Source organism: Microbulbifer mixtoriginis (SeqCode) (genome assembly GCF_052467515.1).
In genome coordinates this window covers 823,335-850,008 of sequence record NZ_CP174314.1, presented here as the reverse complement: position 1 = coordinate 850,008, position 26,674 = coordinate 823,335, and the positions used below count along the sequence as shown (strand labels likewise).

Sequence of the window (26,674 nt, the reverse complement as noted above, 5' to 3'; positions counted from 1 at the left end):
CCAGCCTCCATGCCGGATAGCTCGTGTGGCTTTATTTTACCTTTTTGCCGCCGGACTTTTTGTCTTTGTTTTCTGATTTCTCAGCGACTTCCTTGACTACACGCAGCATAGGTTCATCTGAGCGGAAAATCAGGCCGTGAATCTCCGTAGTATTCTGCCCCTGCAACAACTGCTGCAAGTACTGCACTATCTGCTCAGAAATCTCCTGGCCAGGTACCAGAACAGGGATGCCCGGCGGATAAGGCACTATCTCATCGGCGCTGGTGCGACCGATAAGATTCTGTGTAGCGTCCACCCCATTGTCCATCAAAGGCAACTCTTCCGTATCGGCAAAGTAGGCATCCGCCGGCAGACAGGTGAAGCGGGTAAACTCAGGCAGGCGGCGCGGAGTACCGACATGAATACGCTTGTGAGTATTCCCCGCTAGCTGCTTCAGCGCATGAATCAAGCGCAACAATTTACTCTCAGTACTGCCCAGGGTTACCAGTACTGTGATGGTATTGTAGGTGGTCTTTTCCACTTGAATACCGTATTGATCAAACAGCTTGATCTGCATCTCGTTGCCCGAATAGCCGCTGCGGGAAATATCGATGGTTACCTTGGTGGGGTCCAGGCCGATATTGTCACCCGCTAGAGGCTCAGCAATCAGGTCGTCGCGGGTCAGGGCTCTAAATACACCGGTTTCATTGACTGCACGGCGAAGGGTTTCCACCATTTGCAGACATTGCTTGAGACGTCCATAACCCTCCATCGCCATTTGCTTACGCGCCACATCGAGACTGGCGATCATGGCGTATTGCGGGCTGGTAGACGCATGCATGTTCAGGTTTTCGCGGAAACGGAATTCGTCGAAGTCCGGGTCCTGCACATGAATCATGCTGGCCTGGGAGAAAGCCGACAACATCTTATGGGTACTCTGGGTCACATAGTCGGCGCCACACTCGAGCGCGGTCGGGCGCAGCTCTGGATGGAAGAAACCGTGGGCAAACCAAGCCTCATCGACCAGCACCTTGACACCGCGCTCATGGGCGTAATCGATAATAGGTTTCAAATCGTAGCGCAGACCATCGTAGGTGCAGGAAGTGATAACCAATAAGCGCGCATCGCTATGTTCATCAAGCGCCGTCTCGATATCCGAGCGCTTCACCGGGCCATAAATGCCGAATTCAGGGTGCAGTACCGACTTCAGATAAACCGGCTCACAGCGATTCATCACTATCGCATGGTGAACCGATTTGTGGCAGGCCTGGTCGACAATAATCTTGCCGCCGCCACCGAGTATCTGCTGAATCACGACCTTGTTGGCAGTGGAGGTGCCATTGGTCAGGAAAAAGGTATGGCGCGAACCAAACGCCTGGGCGGCAAGATCCTGTGCTTCCTGAATTACCGAGTGCGGTTCCAGCAGGCTGTCGAGTATCTGTACGGAAACAGACAAATCCGTATTGAATACATGCTCGCCCATAAAGCGGTAAAAGTCCCCAACCCAGGGGCTGTTGCGCAGGCTGTCACCACCGGAGTGACCAGGAGTATGCCAAGCGTCACGTGCGGAGAATACATATTCCTTCAGGGTATCGGCAAAAGGCGTGGAGGCGCGGCGGGCAATAAACGCCTGTACCAGGCGGAACATATGGTTGAAATTGCCCTCTCGGCGATCAAACAGCTCGTCAAAGCGGCGACGCAGGTTGGTCAGTGACTTGACCCCACTCTTACCGGCAAGAGGAGTACCACCGGCGACATCACTTTGTGCCACCAAAAAAATATTGAGTTGAGAACGAAGTGCATGTATCTGGTCAGCGAGCAGATCGGCAGCTTCCAACCCCTGAGTATCGGTGCCACCATCTACGATAATCGCCTGAAGACGAGACTCCTCCAGTGCCAGTTGTTCCACATCTGTCGGTAACACCGCCTCAAACACCAGGCCAAAGGGGTTTTCATGCAGAGTCGCGGTGTTATTGAGGGCGCTAACCCAGTCTCCCGCTAATTTGCTGTCTGCGCTCACTAGCGCGACATGGCATTCCAGCTTCTGTACGCTGTGCTTCAGGTTGCCCAGTTCAGGCATCTTCATTTCCAAACCCATATTCTTATCCACCAGCATAGCCCGCAACTTGCTGAGGGCCGCTGCCTTAATTATTCAACTGTTTGATTTTATTAACTTTTATTTAGTCCCCCGGCAAAAGCGGAGAATCTGGAGTTCTTGGGTAAAAAACCAGGAGGCAAATACTAATGGAGCGGACCGGGGAATTCCGCGATGTCAGTGCTTTTGGCGAAAATCGCCAAAAGCGTGCTGACTGACCAGATCTATTGCCAAAGAAGGGGGTAAAGTTAGAACTTTGCGCTGCGAACAACGCCGTCGAATTCGAGGCAGTCCCTGACCCTCTGCCGTTGCACTTCGGAGAGGCGCTCAAGGGGAAAATAAGCTACCTCTGAGTGCTCACTAGAGAGGGTAATATATCTTCTGTCGGTAAAATGGGCGCGGAATATGAATGCATGAGAATTGTAGATCTTATGGTAATAGACGCCGCTCAAGTATTCGATACGCACTTCACGCCCTAACTCTTCATGACACTCCCGCCGCAGAGCCTCGTGAATGGTCTCTCCGGGATCGAGTGCACCACCGGGTAACCCCCAACTGCGGTTGGCATAGGTCGCCAGCAGCTGCAGGACCTCACCAGAATCATTCGTAATCACCGCATGCGCACTGAGCCGGTAGCTATCTTCAAATCCCATCGATTCCATCCCTGAATCTTTGCCCAATAGGAGTTAGAACCCCTGTGCCAGGGTGAAGCCGAAGCCAAGAGTCTGCACTGACTCATCGTAGTCAATCAGGCTTTCTCCGTAACCATTAAAGTAGCGAATGTAGCCATCCACCCGGTCACCCAGGGGAAAACCCCAGGTCAGTTCAAACGCACCGTGATTTTCCGAGCGCAGGTTATTGCGCATCATAACGGCTATGGTGTGATCGCCATCGCGGTAGCGGCCACCCAGCTCAAAATGTCCTAAATAATGCTCTATATCCGGATTGTCATCATCCTCACGATCCTCCTTGAGGCGATACCAGGGCTTTATACCAATCGAGAAATTATCCCGCTCAAAAATAAAGTTGGCATATACCCGATTCCAACTGCGGGAGAAAGGTTCGCTGCGTCCATTGGACTGGTGGTTGAAAGCGATCTGGTTAGCGACATTCTGCCAGCCAAACAGGCTCCAGTTATTGAGCCAGGTGAGAATCAGCTCTGGCTCGTGGTTGGTCTCACGAAATGGTGCCGAGTTATCAGAGTTATAGGCTTGCCAAAAACTCCGGTTGGTGTAAGCAACGCTCATAAATGAAGCGCTGCCAAGAAAACCCCGCCATACCGGTACTTGTACTGATAACTGGAATTGCACCTCGATATTATCAAGGTCTTTCCCTTCGCCTTCGTAATCCGAGAGCCCACCCTTCTCCGGAGTTGGGTTATAGGTAAATGGCAATATGTAGTTGGTCTTGTGGGAGGCAAGTGTAAAGGGGTTGCTGGCGGCATCGCGAATGGCCTGGGCCCGGCCACCAAGTAAGACCTCATCCGTAGGCAATTCCTCAGAGTACTCCTCCACCACAGGGTCGACTTCGAAGAAATCCTCCTCCAGACCAAGCTGGGCTCTCACCCGATCGGCACAGAGCAGGCGAATATCCCTCAGTGTGGTATCGGCGGAGGAAATCAGCAGCTGCTCGTGCAAGCACTGCTCTTGTTGTTGCTCCGGGGTTGTGTCTAACTCCTTAAGCTCTATTTCGGTCTCACCATCAATACTTGCCAAAGCAACATTAAGCGGTAACTGTGAAGTCACAAATAAGATGACCGCCAGCGGCATACCCCAGCGCGAATTGGTTTTGGATAAAGGCAAAATGGCTCCCCCATTAGCACATAAGTGACGAAATCTTACACTGCGGTACTGAAAAAATCCCGCGGTATAAATTCCTCCGGTACTCTCTCAAAGTCCAGTTACCGGCGGTTGACTACGATGTGCATCAGACACAAAAAGTTCAAAATGTGGGAGAAAAGATATTTTGAGGAAATTCTTACCAGGCTGGAAAGGCTATAAGCCTCCGGCAGAGTGAATGATGCGTCAAATAATCATCATTATTCACTAGACTGATAAAACCAGTTGTGTTCACAGGGCATAAGTCCGGTGAACACAATATCAAGATAATAATTAAAAAAGGAGACTGGTGAGACTGGGAGACCACTCCAGGTCTCTGAGGCGAACCTGCCACAAACGCCCGGTACTAGAAGGCCAATCATAACCGACTAGCAGGCTGCGGTTATCCACATAACAGTGCGCATCCCGCTCAGCCTCATCCCCCTGATAAATATAACCGCTGATATCTGGGCCCAGATCCTGAGAGCGCTGACTAGCCTGATCACCCGCCATAATTCGCGCCGTGCGATGGCTTACTCTGGGAGCCAATAGTTTTCCTCGCTGGGAGGGGTCGACAATATCTGGAGAAACCACTTCCAAACCCGCTTGGTGTTTTACCAGTGTTTTCAATAGCGGCCCCATAAAAACTCGCATTAGAGGGAATAGCAGACGGTTTTCTCCCCCCAAACGCAACTCTTGAGGGCCGTTAGGGCCACTCCAGTTAGCCTCTATTTCATCTCCTAATCGGGGAGGCTGACCTTCAGGGAAACACAAATGATAATGCGCGCTGACCTCATCAACCTCATCGCGCCAATTCACTTGGCATTCACTCACCAAGCCATTATTTAGCAGCGCAAAGACCTCTATGCCGAAGCCTCGATCACCCACCAGTCTCTGGCTGACCAGAGAGCGGCGTCCAAGGGCATCAAAGCCCAACTGCCAGCTATCTTGAACAGGCATCTCACGCCCGTCACAGCTGTAATGATAACGCCCTTGTGCAAGGGTTGAGTTCAAACGCATTACAGATTTCCTCCCTGCTCACTGCATGCACCAGACCGATGGTTCAGTACCCAAAAAGTATTGCACAAGGTGGGTTGAGCACCCGGGCTTTGGCGCGAAAATTAACTATATATTTATGCGCTTGTACGGGGATTTCTGAGCGGAAATAAGAGGAGAAAAATGGATATATCTCATCGCTATCAAAACAAGTAACGCAAGCATTTACTAGCACTATTCCATGCTGGCATAGACTAGTTATTAAAAAAAATAAAGAAACAGCGACTGACAAATCCGACTCGTTAATCTTTGATAATACCTATCGATCAGACACAATGCTTAATAAAAGTGAAATCCTGATTGACCCAATCCGCAATTCATTTATTTATAAGGCAACTTATTCATTGCTCCAGCACTGAAATTTAAAACCAATTCACCTTACATAAACTGAAAATCAGCAACCACCCGCATAGCGGGTGGTATGGTGAAAGCCCCCAGAGGGGGCTAGTTACAACCCCGCTAGTTGAATCTGCTCTTGCCGGCGTTCTTCGACCTCTTGATTCTTGATGTACTCTCGAATCATCTGCTCATCAAGCCCCACTGTACTCACGCAGTAACCCCGAGCCCAAAAGTGTCTTCCTGTGAAATTTCTCTGTACATGCTTGTACTTCCGAAATATCTGGATCGCAGATTTCCCTTTCAGAAACCCAACCGTATTGAAAACACTAAACTTCGGAGGAATCATTAACAGCATATGAATGTGATCCCTCATTGCGTACTCCTCGACTAACTCAGTGCCCTTTTGACGACATAAGTCTCGGAATATTGCTCCAATCTCCCGCCTCAATGTCCCAAATAACGCTTTCTTTCGATACTTGGGCACAAATACCACGTGGTACCTGCAATAATGTTTCACGTGAGCTTGGCACTGCCAATCTCGCATATGGCCTCCTTCTAGAACTTGCCCGTTCATGGAGGCCATATTTTTACTCTGCACGCCGGAACGGCTGAGCCTTGTCAAGTCTCACCGCCAGAGGCGGTGGTTTACCAGTGTGTTAATTAATTCGAGCAAATAAAAACTTTTTACCGCCATACAAAACTACAGTCAGGAAAATAAAATTGACGCCAAAATGCTTTAACAAGCACCTGCTCTAAAAGACCATAATCGCAAAAAAGATCTGGCTTTTATTATTAACAAAAGGTATTAAACCTCGTGATTCATTGGAAGATTCAATAAAAATGAGTAACCGACATGCCAACCTTTGCCTATCAATCCATAAATTCAAACGCCAGTACCAATCATGATGTTGGTGCTTCCAACAGCCAGCATTTCACTCGTGTTACCCATAACCACCAAGCCGCCAATCAAAGTCCCTGGCTTTTGGTAATGCCAACCGCCAAAGGACTGGACCCCCACACTCCGCTTTACGGCCCCGCCCAGCTGGTCTCCCAGGCACCTGTGGGTTATATGGCCAAGGGCCAACACAGCAACAGCCAATTTCTCACTATGGTTGAGGGCAAGGCGCGACAGACTCACCAACATCTCTATCGCTCGCTAAGAAAAACTTGCGATCTATTGGTATATGGTGAAATGGATGGGGCTAATAGCGAATGGAGCTCCATGCAGCAACATGCCGGAGCGCTGGTGGGATCAAGCTCCACAGGCAAGGCCTGCAACAGTTTTAGTGTCCATGCCGCAAAAACTACCCAACACCAAGTCCTGGGGTCAGGTATGGGCTGGATCGCGGTGAAAACAGGCAATGTCAATGCTGTATTTGTGCATGTCCCCAATAGCATTGCCAAGAGTGAAGGACAGGCAACATTGTTTTATCAGAATATTAATAAATACCTGTTGCAGCAGGGCCACGGTGCAATTGACCTCGTGATGGGAGATACCAACCAAGGCAGCAACAGTTTTACCCCTTCAGTAATAAGCCGGGCAACAAATACGATCTTTCACGACGCACACCCTGCAAGTGAGGTAACACCCTCAGATTCCCATCAACGCAGTTTTTCTGGCACCAATAGTACTGCCAGTAAAAAATATGATGTAGCGGTTTACAATACTGCGACTATCAATATCGTAAATGTGGACTACTTATCACAGAGCACTGCAGTCAATATTAACGGTGTCAATATGGCTGCAGCTGTCACTGACCACATGGGTATTTTTATTGACGTAACCAAGTAAGGCTGGCAACCATTCCGGCTATAGATAGGATTGCAAAAACTTGTATATCCATGATCGACCTTATTGGTGGACACCTGGAGGTCGATCATGATTTCTCCCTCTATTTAAGCAACCGCTGCCTGCTGGGCTTGCGGAGTAATCCATTTCATAAAGTTGCCGGTTTGCTGATTGTCATAGACCGCATTACCGTGTAAATCATTCACTACCTGTGCCGCACGCCAGGCCGATAAGCTCAGCTGTGGCTCCGCAATACCGTGACTTGTCCGGCCAGTACCAAGGAAATACAAACGTCGACCACTCTCATCGCCGCTGAGTCTTGCCGCAAAAGCATCATCCAACAGCAAGCGACCCTCTGCATCGCGTGCAATGCGCTCTTGTAAAGGCGCCAAACAAGGAGGTAGAGCCTCACACAGGCCAGTGCATAGAATAACGATATCCGCATTAACCCACTCAGTACCATCTGCCTCACCCAGCAAGTGATTTTCCAGCTGCAGTTGATAGTCACCGCGGTGAGACATCTCCACCAGTTCGCGATTGGGAAATAATGCTACTCGTTCAGCATCCTTTTCCAGGTGCACAAGACGGTAGAACAACTGGTAAAGTTCCTTGAGGGTATCAGGAGATATACCATCAGAAGCCAGCTTCTGCTCTGCAACCACTTCCTCACGACGCTGAGGGCTCAACTGACGGAACACGTCGACATACTCTGGGGTAAACCAATCATTGGTGAAGGGGGTCTCATCCAATGGCAAATAATTGCTGCGGCGGGATACCCAGGTTACCTGCTGTGGGCGGCCCCAGTGTTTACTCAAAAGATTAATAACCACTTCCGCACCAGTCTGGCCGCCACCGACCACGGCGACGCGCTTACCACTTACATCCGGATTACGCAGGGCAATTTCCAGCGCATGGAAGCAATTATCAGACAGGAATGGGCGACTGCACTCTGGAATATTTGGTTTTTTACCCGCAGCAACACACAGGTTTTTGGTGAGTACCTGTTCGCGACCATTAGGGCCGTGCACGTCAAGCTCAAAAAACTCCCCATTATCCACCACGCTCTGTACACGGCTGCTCATTTGGATAGAGTCCAAGCGACGGGCAGCCCACGCCAGGTAATCGGCAAACTCGCGACGGGTTACGGTACGCTGTTCTGCGTGCAGAAAGTCATAGAAACGTTTATTTTCTACCAGGTACGCCATAAAGCTACAGGGATTGGTTGGATCAACCGGCGTTACCAGGTCTTTCAGGTAAGAAGTCTGCATCATAGCCCCCGGCAACATTAAACCAGGATGCCAAGAGAATTCCGCTTTAGCATCAAAAAAGCGATGTCTCAAAGATGTGTCCCGCATTAGAGCGGCCACAGCCAAATTAAAAGGACCGGCTCCGATACCGGCGAGATCTAGGAAATTGCTCATGATTATGCCTCTAAAGCGGAAGCGGTTGCTGGTTGGTGTTTCTGTGACTCTTGCTCTGCGAGCCAAAGGGGATTAGTCAGGTCTCCACCGACAATGGGGACCGGGCGTTCAGCGCTGTCATCGTAACCTTGACGCAGGCGCACGCGATTAATACAAACGCGCTCGATATGGGGACGGAACAAATTAAACTGCTGGAAACGCTCCGCCATACCGCCATTATCTCGCTGTGCGGATTCTTGATATCGGCGTAGGACCTTGGCTAAGACTCCGTAGAATTTCCTTTCCTCTAGGCCAATCTCTGTCATTAATTGGGCGGACAGATAGCGCAGCACTGTGACAAAGTGACCGGTAAACAGGTCGTGAATAATGTAATTAGCAGGCAATTGATCGAGAACTTGTGCCGCCGATTCCGGTAGGTCCGCACGATCAGGGAAATCACCCTGAGCGAGACGCAGATCTCCCTGGAAATCCTTCAGAAGAACACGAACAACTTTGTTGTCGCGTAATACCAGCGTTAGGTTTTGCGAGTGAGCTACCAAACCTATGCCATAACGGCTAAGCAGGTGATAAAGAGGCACCACCGTAGCGTCGAATAGCTGCTCAAGCCAGGCTTCTACTGAAAGGCCGGAGGCTTCAATCAGAGCAGAAATTACAGACTTACCGCTGCTATCTTTCTGTAATAACGCGGCCATTAAAAGATGGCGCTCGCCCTCAGCACACAAGCTTGCCGGGCTCTGCCTCCAGGTAGCTCCCAGTAATTCACGGTAACGATAGGGCGCGCCCTTTATCGACTCTTGGTGTAAGTGCGGTACATGCAGGCCAGCTACTTCTTGAAGAACACCGGTGCCCCGCGATTGTAATTGCTCATCACGCTCACAGAGTAACTGCATCCATTCAGATAACGCCGGTCCGCAGCGCATAAACTTGCCTGGAATTCCACGGTAGCAGGAAGTATTCAATACCGTTAATGGCAACTTCACATGGAGAGCCTGCGGGCGCTTCAAGTTGGACAAGGTACGTAGTGAAACCTGCGGCAAATATTCATCGCCAAACTCACCGAGTAAAACCAAGTCACCACTAAAAATCTGTTGTGCATAATGCTGACTAATATGATGCTGCCATTGCCATGGATGCACCGGCAAGGGCAAAAACTCTTGCCAGTTAACCCCTTTCTCACGACATTTATCGTCCAGCTGCTGTAACTGTGATTCACTCAGGCTTTCTGCCAATAGCTGAGGCCAATCCCACAGGTCGCTATTGCCACTCACAGCGAGATCCCGGCGAACAGCAAGCCATAACAGCCTGACCCCCTGAGCGGCCTCTGTACCATAGGCGTTAAACTCTTGTGCGCCCCAACCGATACGGCCTTTATTCACCATAGCCTTAGGATGCCCATCCAGTAGGCACTGCAATTTTTCATCAGTTAGTGTGCCTAGGGTATGCGCTGTGAGCGATTCACGCTTTTGCAGCAAAGTAACATCCGCAACCAGGGTATTGGCCAGTTCGTGTAATAAATTGCCCAAAGTACTGGGGGAGGCTTCAAGGTCCAGAGCAGCATCAATAAAAAACTGTGCTGCGTCATCCGTAGGTATTACTTGCCCATCACCTTCCCGCTCAATACTTTGCGCATCAATTAATAACCAATCCCACACAGTTAACTGAGCTTGGAAACGATAGATAACACCAGAAGCAAGTTCAACAAAGTAACGGGCACCCGTTTCTAACTTTGCCGTCAGAGCCTGTTCATAACAAAGCTCAGCCAGCGATTTCACCAGCAGGTTTCTATTCGCCTGCTTCCAATATTTATCGCCGCTCATATTCCCCCCATACTCTGAAAGAATTCGTCTCGCTTGCACATAATCAAAGCAGCTCTTTTGTGGGGAAAATCAAATTCTTTAACTTTTTTCCAGCCAAAAGTGCCGTTGATGTATTTAAGCAATGCGCGATTATCCGCGCGCGGCTCTCCAACCAAAGTTTCTGTGCGAGCGTCATCCAGAAACATAAAATGGGTAACACCATTAAACCAAGCCTGAGCAAAACGGCCTCCCAGGAAGCGTTGGTCGCCAACCAACATATGTGCACCGCGATCAAATGGCTGGCAGTCATAGTAAGGTGCAATACGATCTTCAAGCGCCCAATAAATTTCAAAATAGGCAAAGGGCTCACCATCAATACAGGCGATCAATGGATGCTTATGGGGATCTTGAATAACAGAGTCAATAAACTGTCTCTGCTTTTCTTTATCACCTTCTTCTTCCCAAAATTTTGCTACACGCTCCTGGTTCATCCAGTTGGTAAAGCGCTCCAAATCTTTCTCTGGATCCAGGTGACGTAAACTGAAATCTATTCCCAGCGCGTGGAAATGACGGTGATAAACTTCCCCTTTAGGTGGTTCCGCACGGAGAGGGTGGCGAACTCCCTGCGTATTCTCTACCCACTGCAAAGGAAACTCACCGGCATTGTTACCCCGATACCAGAGCTCTGTACGTTGATAAAAATTGCTGCGGGAAACTCGGCTTACCACAGTATCCGCATCGACAATATCCGTATTTTGCAATGCTGGATTCAGCGCAAAAAGCCAGTCGAACCAAAGATCTAACGCTTCTAACGAAATTTCACCAGACGACAGGATGAAAATTGCTATTTCCTGTCCGGGAACATATTCAATTTGAAAATAGTTATCGCCATTTAACTGGCAACGATATCCTCCCACAGCAACTTGCCAAGAGCGCCCATCGGGAAGCTGACCCTGTTCCCCTAAAGATATTTCAAGCGCAGCTGTTGAGCTGGTCATAATTCTTTCCTTTCAATTTTTATCGTCACGGTGATCAAGCTTCGGCAACTTCAGCGTCTACTACCGTTCGCAGGGGGTTCGCCATAGTGTGATAGATGGAAAGCGGGTCTTCGGTGGTGGTTTCATTCATACCAATCACCGCACATTGAAAATTGCCCTTAGCCCAAATTTCATCGGCATTGAGCAAATACGCCAAACAGCTAAAGTCACGTCGCTGGCCTTCGTACAGCAATTGCAGGCGCTCGCGCAGCTGGCGCAACAACTCCTGCTCGGAAATTAAACCTGCAGCGGAAAGCGCACAGATCAAACCAAAACAGCTATTAACGATCAGGTAATACACAAAAAGGCGGTTGGCCATTTCTTCGTCAATGACATTCTCACTGTCCTGGGCCAGATTAGGCAGATAAGGTTTGAGTAATTCCTCGCCCAGGCGACTATAACCACTGCCTTGACAATCTCTGAAGAAACCAGCCACAGGCAGATCACCCTCGAAGCTCAAAATCAGATTTTGTTGATGGGCGCCAAATAAAATTCCAAAATCGGCTTGGGCAATTAGCAAGGGCTCAATAACTGCGTCGAGAAAAGCCTTAAACCAGCGTTTGCTAGCAGCCTCAATGGAAATATTTTCCTCTCCCGCGAGGCGCTGTACCAATTGCGCAGCCCGGCAGGGAGCACCATTAGGATGATCCTGAGTCAATGTTGCCAACAGGCAGGTATTTTTTGCGGCTGTTTCCAAGAAAGGATTTTCCCGAAACATAACCAGGCTTTCTATAATCTGCTCACCTCTACTATCGGCAAGCATCAGGTAAGCCGGTTCCGCCAACACCTGGAAGCGCGGGTAGCGGCTGGCAAACTCCTGCCCCAGAGGCGTATCTCTTACTTTTAAGACTTCGAGACCACGCACCATTTCTTTTGGTTGCAGAGTACGCACCGAATTAGTCAGCCTCAGGCTGAGAGAAAACTTGAGCATATAAGGGCTTTGAGCGCTGTAAATTGCGCGCAGTGAAGAGGTTGCCCGCCACGGTTCCCTGCCCTCACCCAACTCAAGAATTTTTCCACTCTCAAGTAATTCGGCCACACGTGGGTCTTGCCCTAGCTGACGCCACTGCCAGGGATGTGCCGGGATAGCAATAAATCCTTCCGGTGCCACCGGAGCACCATCCGTTGCACGCACCAGATCGGCAAACTGCGCCTCGCTAATTTCCGCTCCACTGGCTCCAAGCAAATATTGTGGGTCCACCCCCAGCCACATCAGGGCAAAACTATTGCCAAATTCCGGGGCGTAACATTCGGCATCCTTATCGGTAAATGGATCGCGGCTTTTAGGAGTCGGATGGATAGAGTGTCCGCATAAAAGTGCCTGTTCCGACTCGACAAAAGTGAGGGGCTGAGTAAATAGTTTCTCTGTATCTGCGTGACGAGCATCCAGTGCCTGAGCCATATTTTTCATACTGGCCGAGACTCTGCGAGTAAATTGCGCCCTGGATTCTGCTGTGGCGCCAGGGAAAAAAACAGGCTCCTGTGCAACCTGCTGCGCCGCATCAGCAAACCCAATAGTTTTGCTGGCACCCTCTGCGTTACGCAATATCATCGGCAGGGTAAACTGGTGCCTGCCACACTCACTGCGATAGGAGACACTCAGCCAGAGTTCGGCACCACTGGCCGGTAGAGGAATATGCACCGCCGGTACACTGATCCCTTGTGGAAGTTGCTCGCCAGCTCGTTCGTGCCAAATACCGCTATCTGTCTCTCGCAGTAGTGCATTGAAGAAGCAGTTGGCTGACATTCTTTCCGCAGCCATATTGACCTCCGTATCCCCGGCGGTCATAACTGGATTTTGAGCAAAAGCATCGCCGTCGACGCCGCCAGTGCTGGCTGCATCGGATTGAGGATTATTCATGGTGGTGATTCTTTATCGGCTAAATCTAAGTGAGAATGGTTTGCATTAGCCTTATGATGCAGGTAAATTTCTCGCACTTCAAGCCCATTGCCAGAGAAATTATCTGGCTGTGAACTCTTGCACAGGAAAGGGTCGCGTTTTTCTGTGATTTTTTATGAATTTGTTGTGGAGTCCCGGATGCGGAGATCCCTGAATCACCCCAAACATCACCTGCGTAAAATCAATATGGTGGTGGCCAGCCAGGGAGCTGCCCAGGTTGTTCTACTGACTCAAATTCCACTCATCGTTGAGCGCTGTGGGCTGAGTCTGGCCAGCATCGGGGGGTTAGTGGCCCTGGGTACTTTTTGCCTGATGATTGCCGGACCACTCTGGGGTGAAATGGGGGACAGGGTTGGCCGCAAGCCAGTACTACTCGCGGGGCTGACTGGTGCTCTGCTGGCCCAGTGCCTCTTTGTGGCCCTGTTGGTGGCCATGTCCCAGGGGTACCTGGAGGAAAGTAATGCCCTAATAGCTCTGGCAATCAGTCGTGTCATTTATGGATTGAACGCTGCGGCCATCTACCCCTGCTGCCAGGCTTGGGCTATTGACCTGGGGGAGCCAGAAAAGCGCTTATCAATTCTTTCAGGCTTGAGTGCGGCGGCTAATCTGGGACGAGGACTCGGGCCACTACTTGCCTTGCCGGCTCTCCTCGCTGGCGCTCTTTGGCCACTGGCGTGGCTGATATTGCTACCATTCATCACCCTCGTTCTAACCGCCGGTCTGCCGAAAGGAAAGAGTTATATTGCAGAAACAGAATCCTCTGAAAATTCCTCCCTCCCTCCTGGTGCCCTGGCCCTGTTTGCCACCGCTCTGCTCGGTACCGTTAGTGTTGGTCAGCTGCAGGTTGTCATGGGACCTGCTCTTAAAGATCTCTACGGTCTCAGCGCCATGGGCGCCTCATCAGCTACTGCCGTATTGTTGGCTGCAGTAGCGATTTGTGGGTTCCTGGTTCAGATTGGTCTGGTGCGCAAACTCAAGGCGCCGCAGATGAGTTTTATGTTGGGCGTAAGCTCCCTATGCACAGGCACCATCTTGCTCTCCAGTACCCTAGGCAGCCTGCTCGCAGCTGCCGGCCTGCTGATCTTTGTGGTGGGGATTGCCTTTTTGGTACCGGGCTACAGCGCACTTTTGAGCCAAGCGAATCGACGCGGTGGCCGGCTATTTGGGTTTCTATCACTGATGCACACCGGCGGTTACACTATCGGTTTTGCCATCGGTGGCTGGCTTTATGAAAGGGATCCGCAGCAACCCTTATTGGGATTACTGGTCAGCGTCTCACTTATCGCGCTTTTTGCACTACTCAGCAGCATAATCAGCAAGAAAAAGAAAGTGGGACAGACCCAATACACTGCCAGGTAACAAAGTTATTGCTTAATTTGAAAAAGGGTGGCCTGTGCCACCCCTCAAGATTCAGAGATACCGCTGCCAGAATTCGGCCTGCCCAAACTCTTCATCCAGCGTATAAGGCTTGAACCCCGACTTGCGATAGGCATTCTTCGCGGCAAAGTTTTTTTCCAGTACTTCCATGGTCAGCTTACAGCCCCCTCTCTTTTTCGCCTCTAACGCCACAAAGTCCATCATGGCAGCGCAAACGCCCTGCCCCCGGGCGCGCTCACTGACGATAACATCGTGAATATTAATCAGCGGCATACAGGAAAATGTGGAAAAACCGGTGAAACAATTAACCAAACCCAAGGCCTCATTATCACCATAGGCGAGCACGCTGAAAGCACCGGGAAAATTTGCCAATTTAGGCACCAGCTCATTGCGACAAGGCTCTGGCAATGGCCCCCCTCCACCAAAAGGATGGCGGGAGTATTCATCCATTAAATGGATAATATCCTCAGCCTGATGGCAGTCCGTATAATTCGCCAAAACCACACGCAATGCGCTGGAAGTCTCCGGGGTAACCAAGGCCATTATTATTCCTCCGACTTTTTCCACCTGGGAAATGCAAAAGTATTGAAAAGCGAGTATGTAAACAAACTTTTGCTAATTTGACGATTATTACTGTCAAATAAAATCCATACCGCTTTTAAGCGCTCTTTTCATTTCCTGGTTAATTTATCGGAAACAGCAAAACTCAAGCCAAGGGCTCCCTTTCCAGTTCTCGACTAAAGGGGTCCTCTCCACCATTCATTGGTTCAATAGCTCCTTCCTCTTCATCAGAGTTAGAGGTGTATCCACGCAGCCGAGTCCGCCGCGCCTGTAGCTGGCGCATACGCAAACGGTGCCGATCAGCAAATCCAGAGCGCAAGGATGTGCGCTGTCGCCTACCGGGACCGGAGTGATTCCTTCTCGCCATCATTTCTCCTTAAATTGAGACCCAATGCTAAAAAATAGTCATCTTTCAGGTTAGCCCATACCCTCTTGGCCCGCAGGAATAAAGCCGCTATCCTCCCAACATTATGTCCAATTAGTCATATCAGGATACAAACCCATTGCACCCGCTAGATCATCTATTAAAAAATAATCAGAACTGGTCCGAGGCCACCCACAAGGACAACCCGGACTTTTTCTTAAAGCTTTCAAAGCAGCAGTCACCGGAATACCTTTGGATTGGCTGCGCAGACAGCCGTGTGCCCGCGAATGAAATTGTCGGGCTTTTACCCGGTGAGCTGTTCGTACACCGCAATGTCGCCAATGTGGTGGTGCATTCTGACCTCAACTGCTTATCCGTTTTGCAGTACGCGGTAGAGATTTTGAAGGTCAAGCATATTATCGTGTGTGGGCATTACGGCTGTGGTGGCGTACAGGCGGCACTACACAACGAACAGCTTGGTCTAATTGATAACTGGCTGCGCCATATCCAAGATGTTCGCGACAAGCACCACACTCTGGTTGACTTATTCCAGGAACAACAGCGTACAGACCTACTGTGCGAGCTCAATGTATTGGAGCAAGTAATCCATATTTGCCAAACGACAATAGTGCGCGACGCATGGCGCTCAGGACAGTCACTCTCCATTAACGGTTGGGTCTACGGGCTAAAAGACGGGCTCGTACACGATTTGGGGATTTCCATTCGCCACCCAGGAGAGATTGCAGACGTCTATCAAAATGCTCTGACAAATATTTCCCAAGGCAAACACGATTAGCAGCACCCTCCGACGATCTCCCTTATATTTGCCCTAAAGCCGGTTGCCCTACAGCCGGCTACTGTCTAGCTAGCACGGGGGCACCATGCCAGACTATCGCCAGTGGGAATGTCAAATCTGCGGCTGGATCTACGATGAAGCCAAGGGCTGGCCTGAGGATGGGATAGCCCCTGGTACCCGTTGGGAAGATATCCCCGAAGACTGGTGCTGTCCCCAGTGCGGAGCACACAAGCAAGACTTTGCAATGTGTGAGTTGGATAAAAAAGAACCCCCCCCTTCTCCACTTGATACCGAGCTTGACTCCCCGTCACCAACTCATGAGGGCACAGCTACTTTTCGCCTCTGGGAGTGCATGGTGTGCGGATGGGTCTACGACGAAGCCAGGGGGTGTCCAGAGGAAGGCATTGCTCCCGGCACCCGCTGGGAGGATATCCCCGAGGACTGGAGCTGCCCGCAATGCGGAGTGGGTAAGGAAGACTTCGACATGGTGCTGGTGACTCCGGCATCAAAACCTATAGAAAATGACACTGAGCTAAGTGGCGGTGAAGTCTCCAACGAGAATCAAGCCCCACTAGTGATTGTCGGCACAGGCCTGGCCGGCTATCACCTAGCCTTGGAGTTTCGCAAGCTCGATTCTGTAACCCCCCTGGTTCTGATTTCCAGTGATGACGGGGCCTTTTACTCTAAACCCCTTCTATCAGCCTCCCTTTCCCATGGAAAAACAGCCCAGCAGTTATGCCAAACCAGTGCCGAAGAAATGGCGCGTAAATTGGACGCACAGATTCTCGTACATACCCGTGTTACTTCAATTTCCCCCCACAGCAAAACATTACAGTTGCAGCAGGATGTTGATAACCACGTAACAGATATTCCTTACGACAGGTTGATATTGGCGACTGGTGCCCACTGCCGCAAATTGCCGGCTATCGCGGGCAATGCCCACGCAAGGCTATTTAGAATTAACAACCTGACAGACTACCACCGCTTTCGCACCGCGCTCGTTGGCTGCCAGCGGGTCCTCCTGATCGGTGCAGGTCTGATTGGTTGTGAGTTTGCCAATGATTTGGTGCAAGCCGGATATGAAGTGGCTGTGGTAGATCCTAAGGAGTGGCCGCTCGCCTCTCTCTTGCCAGAAGCTGCCGGTCGCGATCTCCAGGAAGTCCTAAGTAACAGTGGCGTTCGTTTTTATCTGGGAAAATCCATTCGTTCCCTGAATCAGAATCCTAAAGGCATTGAAGCCCTGCTGGATAACGGTGAGACGCTAGTGGCAGATATCGCCCTGGCGGCACTGGGTCTTGAAGCCAGTACTGCCCTGGCTGAAACTGCGGGACTGAAAATTCAACGGGGAATTGCCGTAGACCGGAAATTACAGAGTAGCAATCCGCATATATTTGCCATTGGCGACTGTGCGGAGGTAGAGGGGCACCAGCTGTTTTACGTCGCTCCCCTAATGACTTGTGCCCGCGCCCTGGCTCAAACCCTTAGCGGCAATCCCAGTCCCGTACACTACGGCGTTATCCCGGTTGCGGTTAAAACAACCCTGCGCCCCACAACCCTCTGCCCTCCCCATCCAGGCGCCGAGGGCAGCTGGCAAGTATCTCAAGACACAAAAGGCATCTGTGCCGAGTTTCGCAACAGTAGGGGAGAACTGCTCGGTTTCGCACTGACTGGCGCCGCAATTACAGAAAGGGAGCGACTGATGAGTGAGTGCATGCCGCTTATGGACAATAAGTCATTCGAATAACGATATTCGAGCTTCTTTTACTAGCTTGCGAGGCAAGACGCGCAATCAGTACGCTTTTGCCGTAAAATGGCTGGCTAGCACAGTTTTTGTACAAGCAACCATCGTATGTCGACAGAAAGAAGCTCCATTATCACTCCCTCCCCTCAACAAAGTCGCCTGCTGCGCGATACTCTGGGCCAGTTCGCTACTGGGGTCACCGTTATTACCACGCAGGACTCTGAGGGACAGCCTGCGGGGATGACCGCCAATAGCTTTAATTCAGTATCTCTGGACCCCGCACTGGTTCTATGGAGTATCGATAAACAATCACTGGGCTACGAGGCCTTCACCAGCCGCGAACACTTTGCAGTACACGTACTGCGCGCAGATCAGCAACACGTTTCCAACCTGTTTGCCGGTCGCGGGGCCGATAAGTTTGGGCAGATTCAGTGGAGCGAGGGCCCAGATGGAATACCTCGCCTGGAAGAGTGCGCTGCCTATTTCCACTGTCGCCGTGTCCAGTGTATTGAAGGTGGGGATCACACCATCCTGCTGGGAGAAGTTTTGGAGTTCAGTGCTTTCGGCGGCGAACCCCTAATATTCCACCGCGGACGCTACCGCGCCTTGTCTGGAGAATAAAAAATCCAAAGGCTCCACCATCAAGACTTTTAAGGGGCCACTCTGCCCCCTTTTAAATTTTCCAAACCTATAAAGGTATTTACCTCTCTACCTGGGTTAACAACCGATAGACTTAAATTACCCTTGCCTCATCATTTAATAATAAGCTTTTAAAAATTATCGGGGGAATTAAGCAACAATGAACCCAAGCACACTTTTCTGTTTTGCCCACCGGGGGTACCAACGCCAGGCCAGTGAAAACACTTTACAGGCCATCAGCCAAGCATTGGCGTTGGATGTTGATGGTATTGAAATCGATGTCTGGAATATTGGTGGGCAACTCTTGGTAACACACGATAGGCGCCTGGGTAGACTACTTTCCGGCAACGAGCTGATAACTGATCTAAACCCAGATGCCCTGCGCCAACGCCTCCTACCCTGCGGTAATAAGATTCCAACCCTGCGTGAAGTACTGGAGTTAATCGGTAGTAACGCTCAACTCAATATAGAGATCAAGGGTCCAAATTCAGCTGCCCTAGTAGCCAAAGAAATACAAACATTTGTCAGCGACAAGGGCGTAAGCTTTGATCAATATATTGTTTCCTCTTTTGATCACCGACAACTCCACGAGTGCTTACAACTGATACCCAATGTGCGCCGTGGAGTTTTATACAGTGGCATTCCCCTCGACTTAGCCGCGAGCACAGTGCCCTTGAAGGCTTATTCCCTGCATACCAGCTTGGATTTTATCAGTGCTGATTTGATTGCCGATGCAAAACGGAGAGGCTTAAAAAACTATGTCTTCACGGTTAACAGCCCTGATGACCTGATACTCCTGGCCTCACAAGGTGTGGACGGTGTTTTTACTGATCAACCAAAGATAGTACTGGACTTCAATATGCAGGTTCTTACGGGTGGAAAATCAATCTGAGTCTTCATAGAGATTGACCCATGAACAAAAAACCCGGCAAATACCGGGTTTTTTATTGCTTGCAATAAGTCCTTCAGAGTAAATTTTGATTGGCAACGGCTATCAATGAATGAAGGCTTGGTACCAGTCCCCAATCAAAAAAACCAACCCGCTAAAACTCTGCACTCGCACGGAGATACCAAAAGCCGCCGTTAAAACCAAACGGTGATGTCAGAGCATGGCGAACGCCTAAATCTTGCAGAGTACCGTCTTGTTCATCATCGGGCTGCACATCAAAAATATTTTCACCACCTATGGATAATTTATAATTTTCATAAAGAGTAAAGGTCGCCTCCAAGTCCACCAAAATTTCACTACCATAACTGTAGGTATCCGTAGCATCACCAGGACCAAACAAACCACCAGTAGACTCCCAATCACTGTAGCGATTGAATCTTAAGTAGCCGCTAAACAAATCACCTGTATCAAAATCAAAAGTCAGAGTTGTGCGATCACTGGGCACCTGATTTTCCAGGTCGAAGACTCTGGAGGCATTAATCGTATTAGTTTCTACTTTACTCACTTCTTGCTTATTGTGGTTGTGGCGTAAATCCACAACCAGTAAATTACCTGCCACTTCAAAATCACTGGTAATGGCCAAGTCGATACCTGAGACTTCTGAATCGTATGCATTGACAAAATAGTTGGCATTGCTGTCTTTCAATAAGGCAGCATCCTCTACCCCTGCATTCTGTAGCAGCTCGATTTCTTCTGCGCCGATTTTATTGTTTCGCAATGCAAGGCGGTCTTCGATGTCAATGTTGTAGTAATCAAGAGTGACGCTGGTATTGCTAAACGGCGTAAACACTGCCCCTAAGGTAAAGCTGGTCGACTCCTCTGGCGTCAACTCTTTTGCCCCCAAGGCCATTGCTACCGGATGGTCCACCGGATAGGTACCACTCGGAATCAGGTTACCACTGGAATCTGCAGTGGTAGTGACATTAAGGGTATTCACTTGCCCAGGTGTTGGCGCACGGAAGCCCGTATTCACTGTCCCGCGCAGAGCAAGGTTCTCATTAACATCGTAACGAGCTGAAAGCTTCCAGTCGGAGGTGGAACCAAACTCATCATATTCTTCTAAGCGCAACGCCACGCCAAGGGTTAGTGCATCAGTAACATCCGCTTCGAGGTCGATATAAGCGGCAATACTCTCAATACTGAAACTACCGTCTGAGTCTTTGGAGAACCCCTGAAAACCATCTGAGCCCACACCAAAATACACCGCCGTTGGGCCAACCTCAGTAGATGCAGTATCACCAGCTCCTATTGAATAGGTTTCCTCACGCCATTCAGCGCCAAAAGCAACATTCAGTGGGGAGGCAAAGGCAGCAACATCAATAGGTTTCACAAAATCTGCATTTAGACTGGACTCTTCCTGGGTGAGGGTGCCCGGTTTGAAACTAGTGGGTGACAAAACCCCGAGGCTGGGATTAATAGAGTTTTTCAATACATATTCCACCTCATTCTCTGCAACACGAGCACGCAGATCCCAGGTCAAACCATTTTGAAATTCTCCACGAGCACCTATTACAGCGGAGATATCCTGAATTTCCGCACCAAATTGTGGATTGTAACCACCTGGGAATTGAGTATAAATCGGATTGCGCAATACATAGCCACTGGGGCTGGAATCATCCGCCACCAGGTAATCAGACGGGTTTAAGCCTTGAGCAACAATATAATCAATCAGTGACTGAGGGGCTGGATCTGGCAAATAGTCGATACTACTCGGATCTACAGGGTCATTGGGCATATCAACTTGTAAAGTGCCACGAGCGGTAAACTCATGTTCAGGATCTAATACTGGACCACGATAAAAGAAGTCTGAAATTGTTTCATTATTCGAGTAACCAAAATTTCCGTACAATTCGAAATTGTCATTAATTTCAAGGCCGCTGTTGACGAAAAATTTCAGTGCCTCCACATCCGGGTCACCCCAACGTTGGCCGAGCCCATCAAGGGGAACTAGGTTTTCACCAACTACAGAACCCACAAATTCCGCATCTGGGCGAGCAACCCCACGCCAAGTTTTATCAGCTTTGGAATATTCTACAGTGGCATTAACAAACCCCTGATCAAAAAGGTTGAAACCAGCATTAGCGGCAAAAGAATTACGAGTTCCATCCCCCTCAAAATATTCACCGGTCTGAGCAGAAAGAGCAAAACCTTCAGCATCATCCTTTAAGATGATATTAACCACGCCGGCAATAGCATCGGAGCCATACTGGGCCGAAGCACCATCACGCAGCACCTCGACTCTTTCGATAGCCAGTGAAGGCAACGTGGAAAAGTCCACCGCCTGAGCTCCCTGATTGACCGTACCCAGAGGAGCGAGCTGTAAATTCACCAAAGCAGAACGATGCCGACGAGTGCCATTGACCAGTACCAATGTTTGGTCCGGGGACAAATTACGCAGGGTTACTGGACGAATAAATGCCGTACCATCGGCGATGGGAAAGCGCTGGGTATTAAACGAGGGAGCAATTTTTGCCAGAGACTCAGTGAGGTCAAAGCCTGCTTGATCTGCCAACTCCTCTCCGCCAACTACGTCAACCGGTGAAAGAGTTTCTGTTGGGGAAACACCTTCCTTACGGGTACCGGTAGTAATCACCTCTTCCATAGTACGATCATCGGCTGTCGAAGATTTTTCATTTCGATCCTGCGCAAAAGCACTTGGAGCAGTCAGCACGATGGCGATTGCCAACGATAAAGGTTTTAGCAAATGGGTTTGCATATTGCCCGTCCTCTCTTCTCATTATTAATTCGGACAGCACACCACAGGTTACCCCTGATAAGTGATGTACAGTAATTTTCATGCGCACAATTTCAATAACTGTGCGCGACTTATTTCTGTGGGAATATGTCAGTTCGCCAAGATAGCTGCAAATTTTGGCGTCAGTGCTAAAAGACTTTCACTTTTTGGCATTTTCCCTCGTTCGATTAGACAACAGTTACTCTGGAAACCAAAATCCATGGCGTTTAAATTAATTTATAGCAATGACTGTCAGAGCCGACTGCCAGCCTTAACTGCCAATCATGTCATTTTTTTGCTGATATTTTAAAATCGAGGATGGAGATAATAGGCCCAGGGAAGAAAATTCCCTGGGCCCTCTTTTTTTATTGCGGGGTATAGGTGACATCCAGCTCAAAGTTGGAAGTTTGACGGCTGTATCCGCGAACCATGATGAAAGCTTGACTATCACCGCTCGGCACTTGTAGCGAACAATTTTCGGCTGAACCATTCTCGTAGGGTCGGCAATCGTAGTAGCGCCAGGTTGGGGCTGCTCCAAACCGCACGTATAGATCTGCGTCATTGGTGCCGGTCATATCCGCAACAAAATTGGTTGCCGGTGTCACGCTAAACGGCCCGTAATGCTCCTCTCCACCACGAGTCACACTGCCAGAGAAGCTTTCCGTTTTCTCCTGACCTGGATCGGGATCGGGATCCGGGTCGGGATCAGGACCTGGATCATCACCAATGGATCCCTTGGCCAGCTCTGCCACATAAGCGGCAGCCAGTTTGCCGAACTTCACAGCGTGATTTGCATCGCCACCACTGTTGGCTAAAGTGTCATTGACAGTGTGGATATAAGGATTAGAGCCATTAAATGTGGCCTCGAAAGGGAAAGAGGCCGCGAAGCCCTGGTTGTGCCAGGAGGCATGATCCGAACAAGCATAGCCACAGGTAGTTGTGCCGACACTAAGGTTCCCCAGATAGGTCTGAGCAAGATCTTTCAGGAAGGCATTCTGTGAGCTGTTGGTGTAATCACCAATAATATAGATATCACTGTTTGATCCATAATAATTGGTCATATCCAGTTGTAGAACACCAACCACATTTTTATTTTGGTTCTTGTAATCCGTAGCAATATCATCGGAACCACGCAAGCCAACCTCCTCTGCCGCATACCCCATAAAAGCCAGAGTTTTTGCAGGCTTGTAACCTGTTGCCACTATGGCATTCACCACATCGGTCAGAGTGGCGATACCCGAGGCATCATCATCGGCACCCGGTGCCCTGGTGCCTTCCCCGGTACCCCAGCCAACGGTGGAATCCAAATGCGCCCCCAATACCACGATTTCATCAGGGTTTGTTTGCCCCTGAATAGTGAGAATGACCGAAGGCTGAGCCCAACTATGGCTATAGAGCTGCACAGATGCATCGCTGCGAGAGCTAGTCAATGCTTGCCATTTATCCCGAATCCATTCAGCACCAGCTACGCCTGTAGAGGTGGTGTAATAGCGATTGGTAAAATTGGAAAGGCTGGTAATTGTCGAGCGAATATTTGCCTCAGAGATTTCCGCCTGTAGGGCATTCACCACATTGGCATTATCAATGGTATAACTGGCAATACTCGACACAGTGTTAGCCAGTGGAGAGAGCTGCGCAGTTTGCGCCTCCTGCAGGGAATCATGCACCATAAAGCCACCACAACGATTGTGGCTATTATGCATTATCGTAGAAATTTCGGATAAATTATCCTCATTCACCTTCAATATGGTTATACCATTACGCTCTCCTAGTGCATTCAGGGGCTCCTTAGCCATTAACGCACTGCTTTTTTTCAGGGATTGATAACCGTCACTGCCGATCGTTATCCACAAGTCCTCAGCTAAAGTTACACCGGGTACCACCAGTAACCCTAGTAGCGATGTACAAATCATTTTTTTCATTATCTTCTCCACATTGATTGATTCCCCCAGCGTAAGTCGGCAATTTCCCAAAAAACGCTGGGAGGCACTGGAGACTCATGCAAAATCCTTGCACAAACAGCATGCTTCGATGCCGACGAAGTTAAAAAAACCCATAAAAAACGTTCTTAAATACGCAACCTGACTCAAGAAGAAATACTGTACGACATATGGATTTATTTTTATTATTTAAACTTTGATAAACGCTGGGGTTAACAGATAGAAAAACTCAATAAAAATCAAAGAAACAAGTACCAACAGAAAAATGGTACTTGAACAATTTAGCACCACTCACCAAAAAACAAATAATAATTTTTAAGACTGAAGAGAACTTAAAAAATTCTGAATATAAAAAGTTTCGCTATTGTGAATAGAGAAGGACAAACACCAGGCGAATTAAATCCAATAAAGGGCTATTAGAAAACGATCGAAATCACTCAACATAATAAACTCTGTTGGATTAGACAGGGCCTATCGAGCAATGAATTACACTGTCTTCTTAACTCTATGCCTCAACTCTTACCCCTCTTCTTTTTCACCTTATGTAGAGAGTGCAGAGACACTTTGGTATCGCACAAGGTTTATGAGCCTTTAACCCATTCTCTTCAGCTTACAGTCAGGTTGGCTCAGCTAAGTTGCCCTTTTATCCCGATCATAGGAAACAGCTGTGAAGCTAAGATTTGGAACCCTTTCTTTGGTCGCCATCACGCTCTTAAGCACCGGTTGCGCCACCATGAGCAAAGATGAATGCCAAGTAGCCGACTGGCAGGCACTGGGTTATGAAGACGGCGCCGAAGGAAGAGGATTGAGTTACATGGGCAAACGACGGGAGTCCTGTGCAAAGTATGGCGTTCAGCTCAATACCAGTTCCTACCGCAACGGGCGGGATGAGGGGTTAGAACTTTTTTGTACAGAGCTACGCGGCTTTTCTGAAGGGCGTTCAGGGGAAAACTACGCCGGCGTTTGTCCCGCGGGCCTTGAAGGACTCTTTCTGAAAGGCTATGAAACCGGCCGGAATCTTTTCATTGCCAAAACTGCAGTTGAAGAAATTGAAGCGGCTATTCACGATCGGGAGCTGGAACGTGAGCACCTCCTAGATGACATGACTGAAATAGGTGCCCAACTGGTTGAAGATGAAGCGACACGCGAAGAGCGAGTCACCATGCTGGCCGACATCGCACGCCTTAAGGTGCGCCATACAGAGCTGGGACTAGAGATTGACGACCTACTATTCGAGCTGACACAAAGACAATTGGAATATCAGGATTTATTGGCTATATCTCCCTACCCACAATAAGTAATAGGTTAAACCCGGGCGGAGGAGAAGAGAAACTGTTCATTAAACGACCTGGAGCATGGACAAATTAGTTATTAACGCTACTCTTCAAATAGCCCTAACTGTAAAGAGTTATTATCTTCCGCCTTTAAATAAGTTTCTAATGCAGAATCCAATTTAATTTACTGGCAGTATAGTTTTATTTTATTTTTGTTCTAAAATAAACGACTGAAACAAAACTCTAACTGTATCCAGCTAACACTAAATTCTCTGGGCCCTGTCTATTTAGCTTCTATAAAAACAGTCATTATAAAAAGAAGACTAAAGAAATTGCTTACTTAGTCCCTAATTTTTCCCCGCATCGCCTTTACTTGAGAGCGGCGATTTTTATTTTTCAGGCGCCGCTCCTTTGAGCCTCGACTGGGTTTCGTCGCTATACGCGGCTTATCCACCCTGGATACCTGCTCGACCAATTGCTGTAAACGTTCCAAAGCATCTGCCCGATTTTTCTCCTGGGTCCGAAAGCGCTGCGCCTTAATAACCACAATACCATCAGCTGAAACTCTCTGATCACGTAATTGTAGTAGCCGGGACTTAACCGCCTCAGGCAGAGAGGAGCTTCTAATATCAAACCTTAGGTGAATTGCACTGGAGACTTTATTTACATTCTGACCACCCGCCCCCTGGGCGCGGACAGCGCTGAACTGCACATCAGCCAGGTTAATCTTTAAACGGGCACTTAACATAATTTCAAATCCAAAACCAACTCGATGACCATCAGGGTGAGAACTTATATTTTACTGAAATTCATCACTCTTTAGGACACTCTCCTTTCGGTACCCTGGTACCCCTCATTCTTAGAAAAACACTTGCCCTTCCCATTAATCAGACGCACCATGAATCGAACGATTAAAAAGCCATAGCGCATTTACCTAAAAAGAATCATTCAGTACTATTGCGCCACTTTGTGCGTGCCTCAAGGTCCCCAATTTTGGGATGACCAAGCAGCCAGCCACTTAACCCGTGACTTATTTTATTGTCTGGGTCAAATCCGCTAGTATTGCCAAG

The 26,674-nt window shown here is 49.1% G+C and carries 21 protein-coding genes; 7 read left to right on the top strand and 14 right to left on the bottom strand.

Going from position 1 to position 26,674, the window contains the following annotated elements:
* Nucleotides 1–31: 31 nt before the first annotated feature.
* From ACJJIT_RS03550 to tnpA, 5 genes are all read right to left on the bottom strand, one after another.
* Nucleotides 32–2,095: an aminotransferase class I/II-fold pyridoxal phosphate-dependent enzyme gene (locus ACJJIT_RS03550; RefSeq protein WP_444899999.1), complete on the bottom strand. Its 2,064-nt coding sequence runs from the start codon at nucleotides 2,093–2,095 to the stop codon at nucleotides 32–34.
* A gap of 227 nt (nucleotides 2,096–2,322) precedes the next feature.
* Nucleotides 2,323–2,727, bottom strand: a complete 405-nt coding sequence (locus ACJJIT_RS03545) for an NUDIX hydrolase (RefSeq protein WP_444899998.1) — start codon at nucleotides 2,725–2,727, stop codon at nucleotides 2,323–2,325.
* A gap of 33 nt (nucleotides 2,728–2,760) precedes the next feature.
* Nucleotides 2,761–3,876 carry a phospholipase A gene (locus tag ACJJIT_RS03540; RefSeq protein WP_444899997.1) on the bottom strand — a complete coding sequence of 372 codons (1,116 nt, stop codon included), beginning with the start codon at nucleotides 3,874–3,876 and terminating at the stop codon, nucleotides 2,761–2,763.
* 309 nt (nucleotides 3,877–4,185) lie between these two features.
* Nucleotides 4,186–4,911, bottom strand: coding sequence for a hypothetical protein (locus ACJJIT_RS03535; protein ID WP_252083096.1), 726 nt, complete (start codon nucleotides 4,909–4,911; stop codon nucleotides 4,186–4,188).
* Nucleotides 4,912–5,395: 484 nt separating this feature from the next.
* On the bottom strand, nucleotides 5,396–5,830 hold the full coding sequence (gene tnpA, locus ACJJIT_RS03530; protein ID WP_444899996.1) for an IS200/IS605 family transposase: 435 nt from the start codon (nucleotides 5,828–5,830) through the stop codon (nucleotides 5,396–5,398).
* Nucleotides 5,831–6,139: 309 nt separating this feature from the next.
* On the opposite strand from tnpA, the gene ACJJIT_RS03525 reads away from it, so the two are divergent.
* Entirely contained in the window at nucleotides 6,140–7,078 is a 939-nt protein-coding gene (locus ACJJIT_RS03525) for a hypothetical protein (protein ID WP_444899995.1), read from the top strand.
* A gap of 104 nt (nucleotides 7,079–7,182) precedes the next feature.
* Here ACJJIT_RS03525 and ACJJIT_RS03520 read toward each other — a convergent pair whose 3' ends face one another.
* Genes ACJJIT_RS03520 through ACJJIT_RS03505 form a run of 4 tightly spaced genes read right to left on the bottom strand, consistent with a single transcriptional unit; the run spans nucleotide 7,183 to nucleotide 13,190 of the window.
* Complete coding sequence (locus ACJJIT_RS03520; RefSeq protein WP_444899994.1) at nucleotides 7,183–8,496, bottom strand: lysine N(6)-hydroxylase/L-ornithine N(5)-oxygenase family protein; 1,314 nt, start codon at nucleotides 8,494–8,496, stop codon at nucleotides 7,183–7,185.
* A 2-nt stretch (nucleotides 8,497–8,498) separates the two neighbouring features.
* On the bottom strand, nucleotides 8,499–10,313 hold the full coding sequence (locus tag ACJJIT_RS03515; protein ID WP_444899993.1) for an IucA/IucC family protein: 1,815 nt from the start codon (nucleotides 10,311–10,313) through the stop codon (nucleotides 8,499–8,501).
* Entirely contained in the window at nucleotides 10,310–11,290 is a 981-nt protein-coding gene (locus tag ACJJIT_RS03510; protein ID WP_252083100.1) for a GNAT family N-acetyltransferase, read from the bottom strand. The genes ACJJIT_RS03515 and ACJJIT_RS03510 overlap by 4 nt, the downstream gene beginning before the upstream one ends.
* Before the next feature lie 34 nt (nucleotides 11,291–11,324).
* Entirely contained in the window at nucleotides 11,325–13,190 is a 1,866-nt protein-coding gene (locus tag ACJJIT_RS03505) for an IucA/IucC family protein (protein WP_444899992.1), read from the bottom strand.
* Nucleotides 13,191–13,367: 177 nt separating this feature from the next.
* On the opposite strand from ACJJIT_RS03505, the gene ACJJIT_RS03500 reads away from it, so the two are divergent.
* Nucleotides 13,368–14,588, top strand: coding sequence for an MFS transporter (locus ACJJIT_RS03500; protein ID WP_252083102.1), 1,221 nt, complete (start codon nucleotides 13,368–13,370; stop codon nucleotides 14,586–14,588).
* A 51-nt stretch (nucleotides 14,589–14,639) separates the two neighbouring features.
* On the opposite strand, the gene ACJJIT_RS03495 is transcribed toward ACJJIT_RS03500, so the two are convergent.
* The gene (locus ACJJIT_RS03495; RefSeq protein ID WP_252083103.1) at nucleotides 14,640–15,149 is read right to left on the bottom strand and encodes a GNAT family N-acetyltransferase; all 510 of its coding nucleotides are present in this window, start codon (nucleotides 15,147–15,149) and stop codon (nucleotides 14,640–14,642) included.
* A 163-nt stretch (nucleotides 15,150–15,312) separates the two neighbouring features.
* Nucleotides 15,313–15,534: a hypothetical protein gene (locus ACJJIT_RS03490; protein ID WP_444883952.1), complete on the bottom strand. Its 222-nt coding sequence runs from the start codon at nucleotides 15,532–15,534 to the stop codon at nucleotides 15,313–15,315.
* A 136-nt stretch (nucleotides 15,535–15,670) separates the two neighbouring features.
* Between ACJJIT_RS03490 and can the strand changes: the two genes are divergently transcribed.
* The 4 genes from can (at nucleotide 15,671) to ACJJIT_RS03470 (ending at nucleotide 19,599) form a co-directional block, all read left to right on the top strand.
* A complete protein-coding gene (gene can, locus ACJJIT_RS03485) occupies nucleotides 15,671–16,327 on the top strand; it encodes a carbonate dehydratase (RefSeq protein ID WP_252083105.1) in 657 nt (218 codons plus the stop codon).
* A gap of 85 nt (nucleotides 16,328–16,412) precedes the next feature.
* Nucleotides 16,413–18,071 (top strand): FAD-dependent oxidoreductase, encoded by a 1,659-nt coding sequence (locus ACJJIT_RS03480; protein WP_444899991.1) that lies wholly within the window; start codon nucleotides 16,413–16,415, stop codon nucleotides 18,069–18,071.
* A gap of 105 nt (nucleotides 18,072–18,176) precedes the next feature.
* Nucleotides 18,177–18,689: a flavin reductase family protein gene (locus tag ACJJIT_RS03475; protein WP_252083106.1), complete on the top strand. Its 513-nt coding sequence runs from the start codon at nucleotides 18,177–18,179 to the stop codon at nucleotides 18,687–18,689.
* A 178-nt stretch (nucleotides 18,690–18,867) separates the two neighbouring features.
* Nucleotides 18,868–19,599, top strand: a complete 732-nt coding sequence (locus ACJJIT_RS03470; RefSeq protein ID WP_444899990.1) for a glycerophosphodiester phosphodiesterase — start codon at nucleotides 18,868–18,870, stop codon at nucleotides 19,597–19,599.
* A 151-nt stretch (nucleotides 19,600–19,750) separates the two neighbouring features.
* Here ACJJIT_RS03470 and ACJJIT_RS03465 read toward each other — a convergent pair whose 3' ends face one another.
* Both ACJJIT_RS03465 and ACJJIT_RS03460 read right to left on the bottom strand, forming a co-directional pair.
* Nucleotides 19,751–22,372: a TonB-dependent receptor plug domain-containing protein gene (locus ACJJIT_RS03465; protein WP_444899989.1), complete on the bottom strand. Its 2,622-nt coding sequence runs from the start codon at nucleotides 22,370–22,372 to the stop codon at nucleotides 19,751–19,753.
* 383 nt (nucleotides 22,373–22,755) lie between these two features.
* A complete protein-coding gene (locus ACJJIT_RS03460; RefSeq protein ID WP_444899988.1) occupies nucleotides 22,756–24,312 on the bottom strand; it encodes a M20/M25/M40 family metallo-hydrolase in 1,557 nt (518 codons plus the stop codon).
* Nucleotides 24,313–24,997: 685 nt separating this feature from the next.
* Between ACJJIT_RS03460 and ACJJIT_RS03455 the strand changes: the two genes are divergently transcribed.
* On the top strand, nucleotides 24,998–25,627 hold the full coding sequence (locus ACJJIT_RS03455; RefSeq protein WP_444899987.1) for a DUF2799 domain-containing protein: 630 nt from the start codon (nucleotides 24,998–25,000) through the stop codon (nucleotides 25,625–25,627).
* Between the two features lie 317 nt (nucleotides 25,628–25,944).
* Here the strand turns inward: ACJJIT_RS03455 and arfB are convergent, their stop codons facing one another.
* Entirely contained in the window at nucleotides 25,945–26,352 is a 408-nt protein-coding gene (gene arfB, locus ACJJIT_RS03450; RefSeq protein WP_444883946.1) for an alternative ribosome rescue aminoacyl-tRNA hydrolase ArfB, read from the bottom strand.
* Between the last annotated feature and the right edge of the window lie 322 nt (nucleotides 26,353–26,674).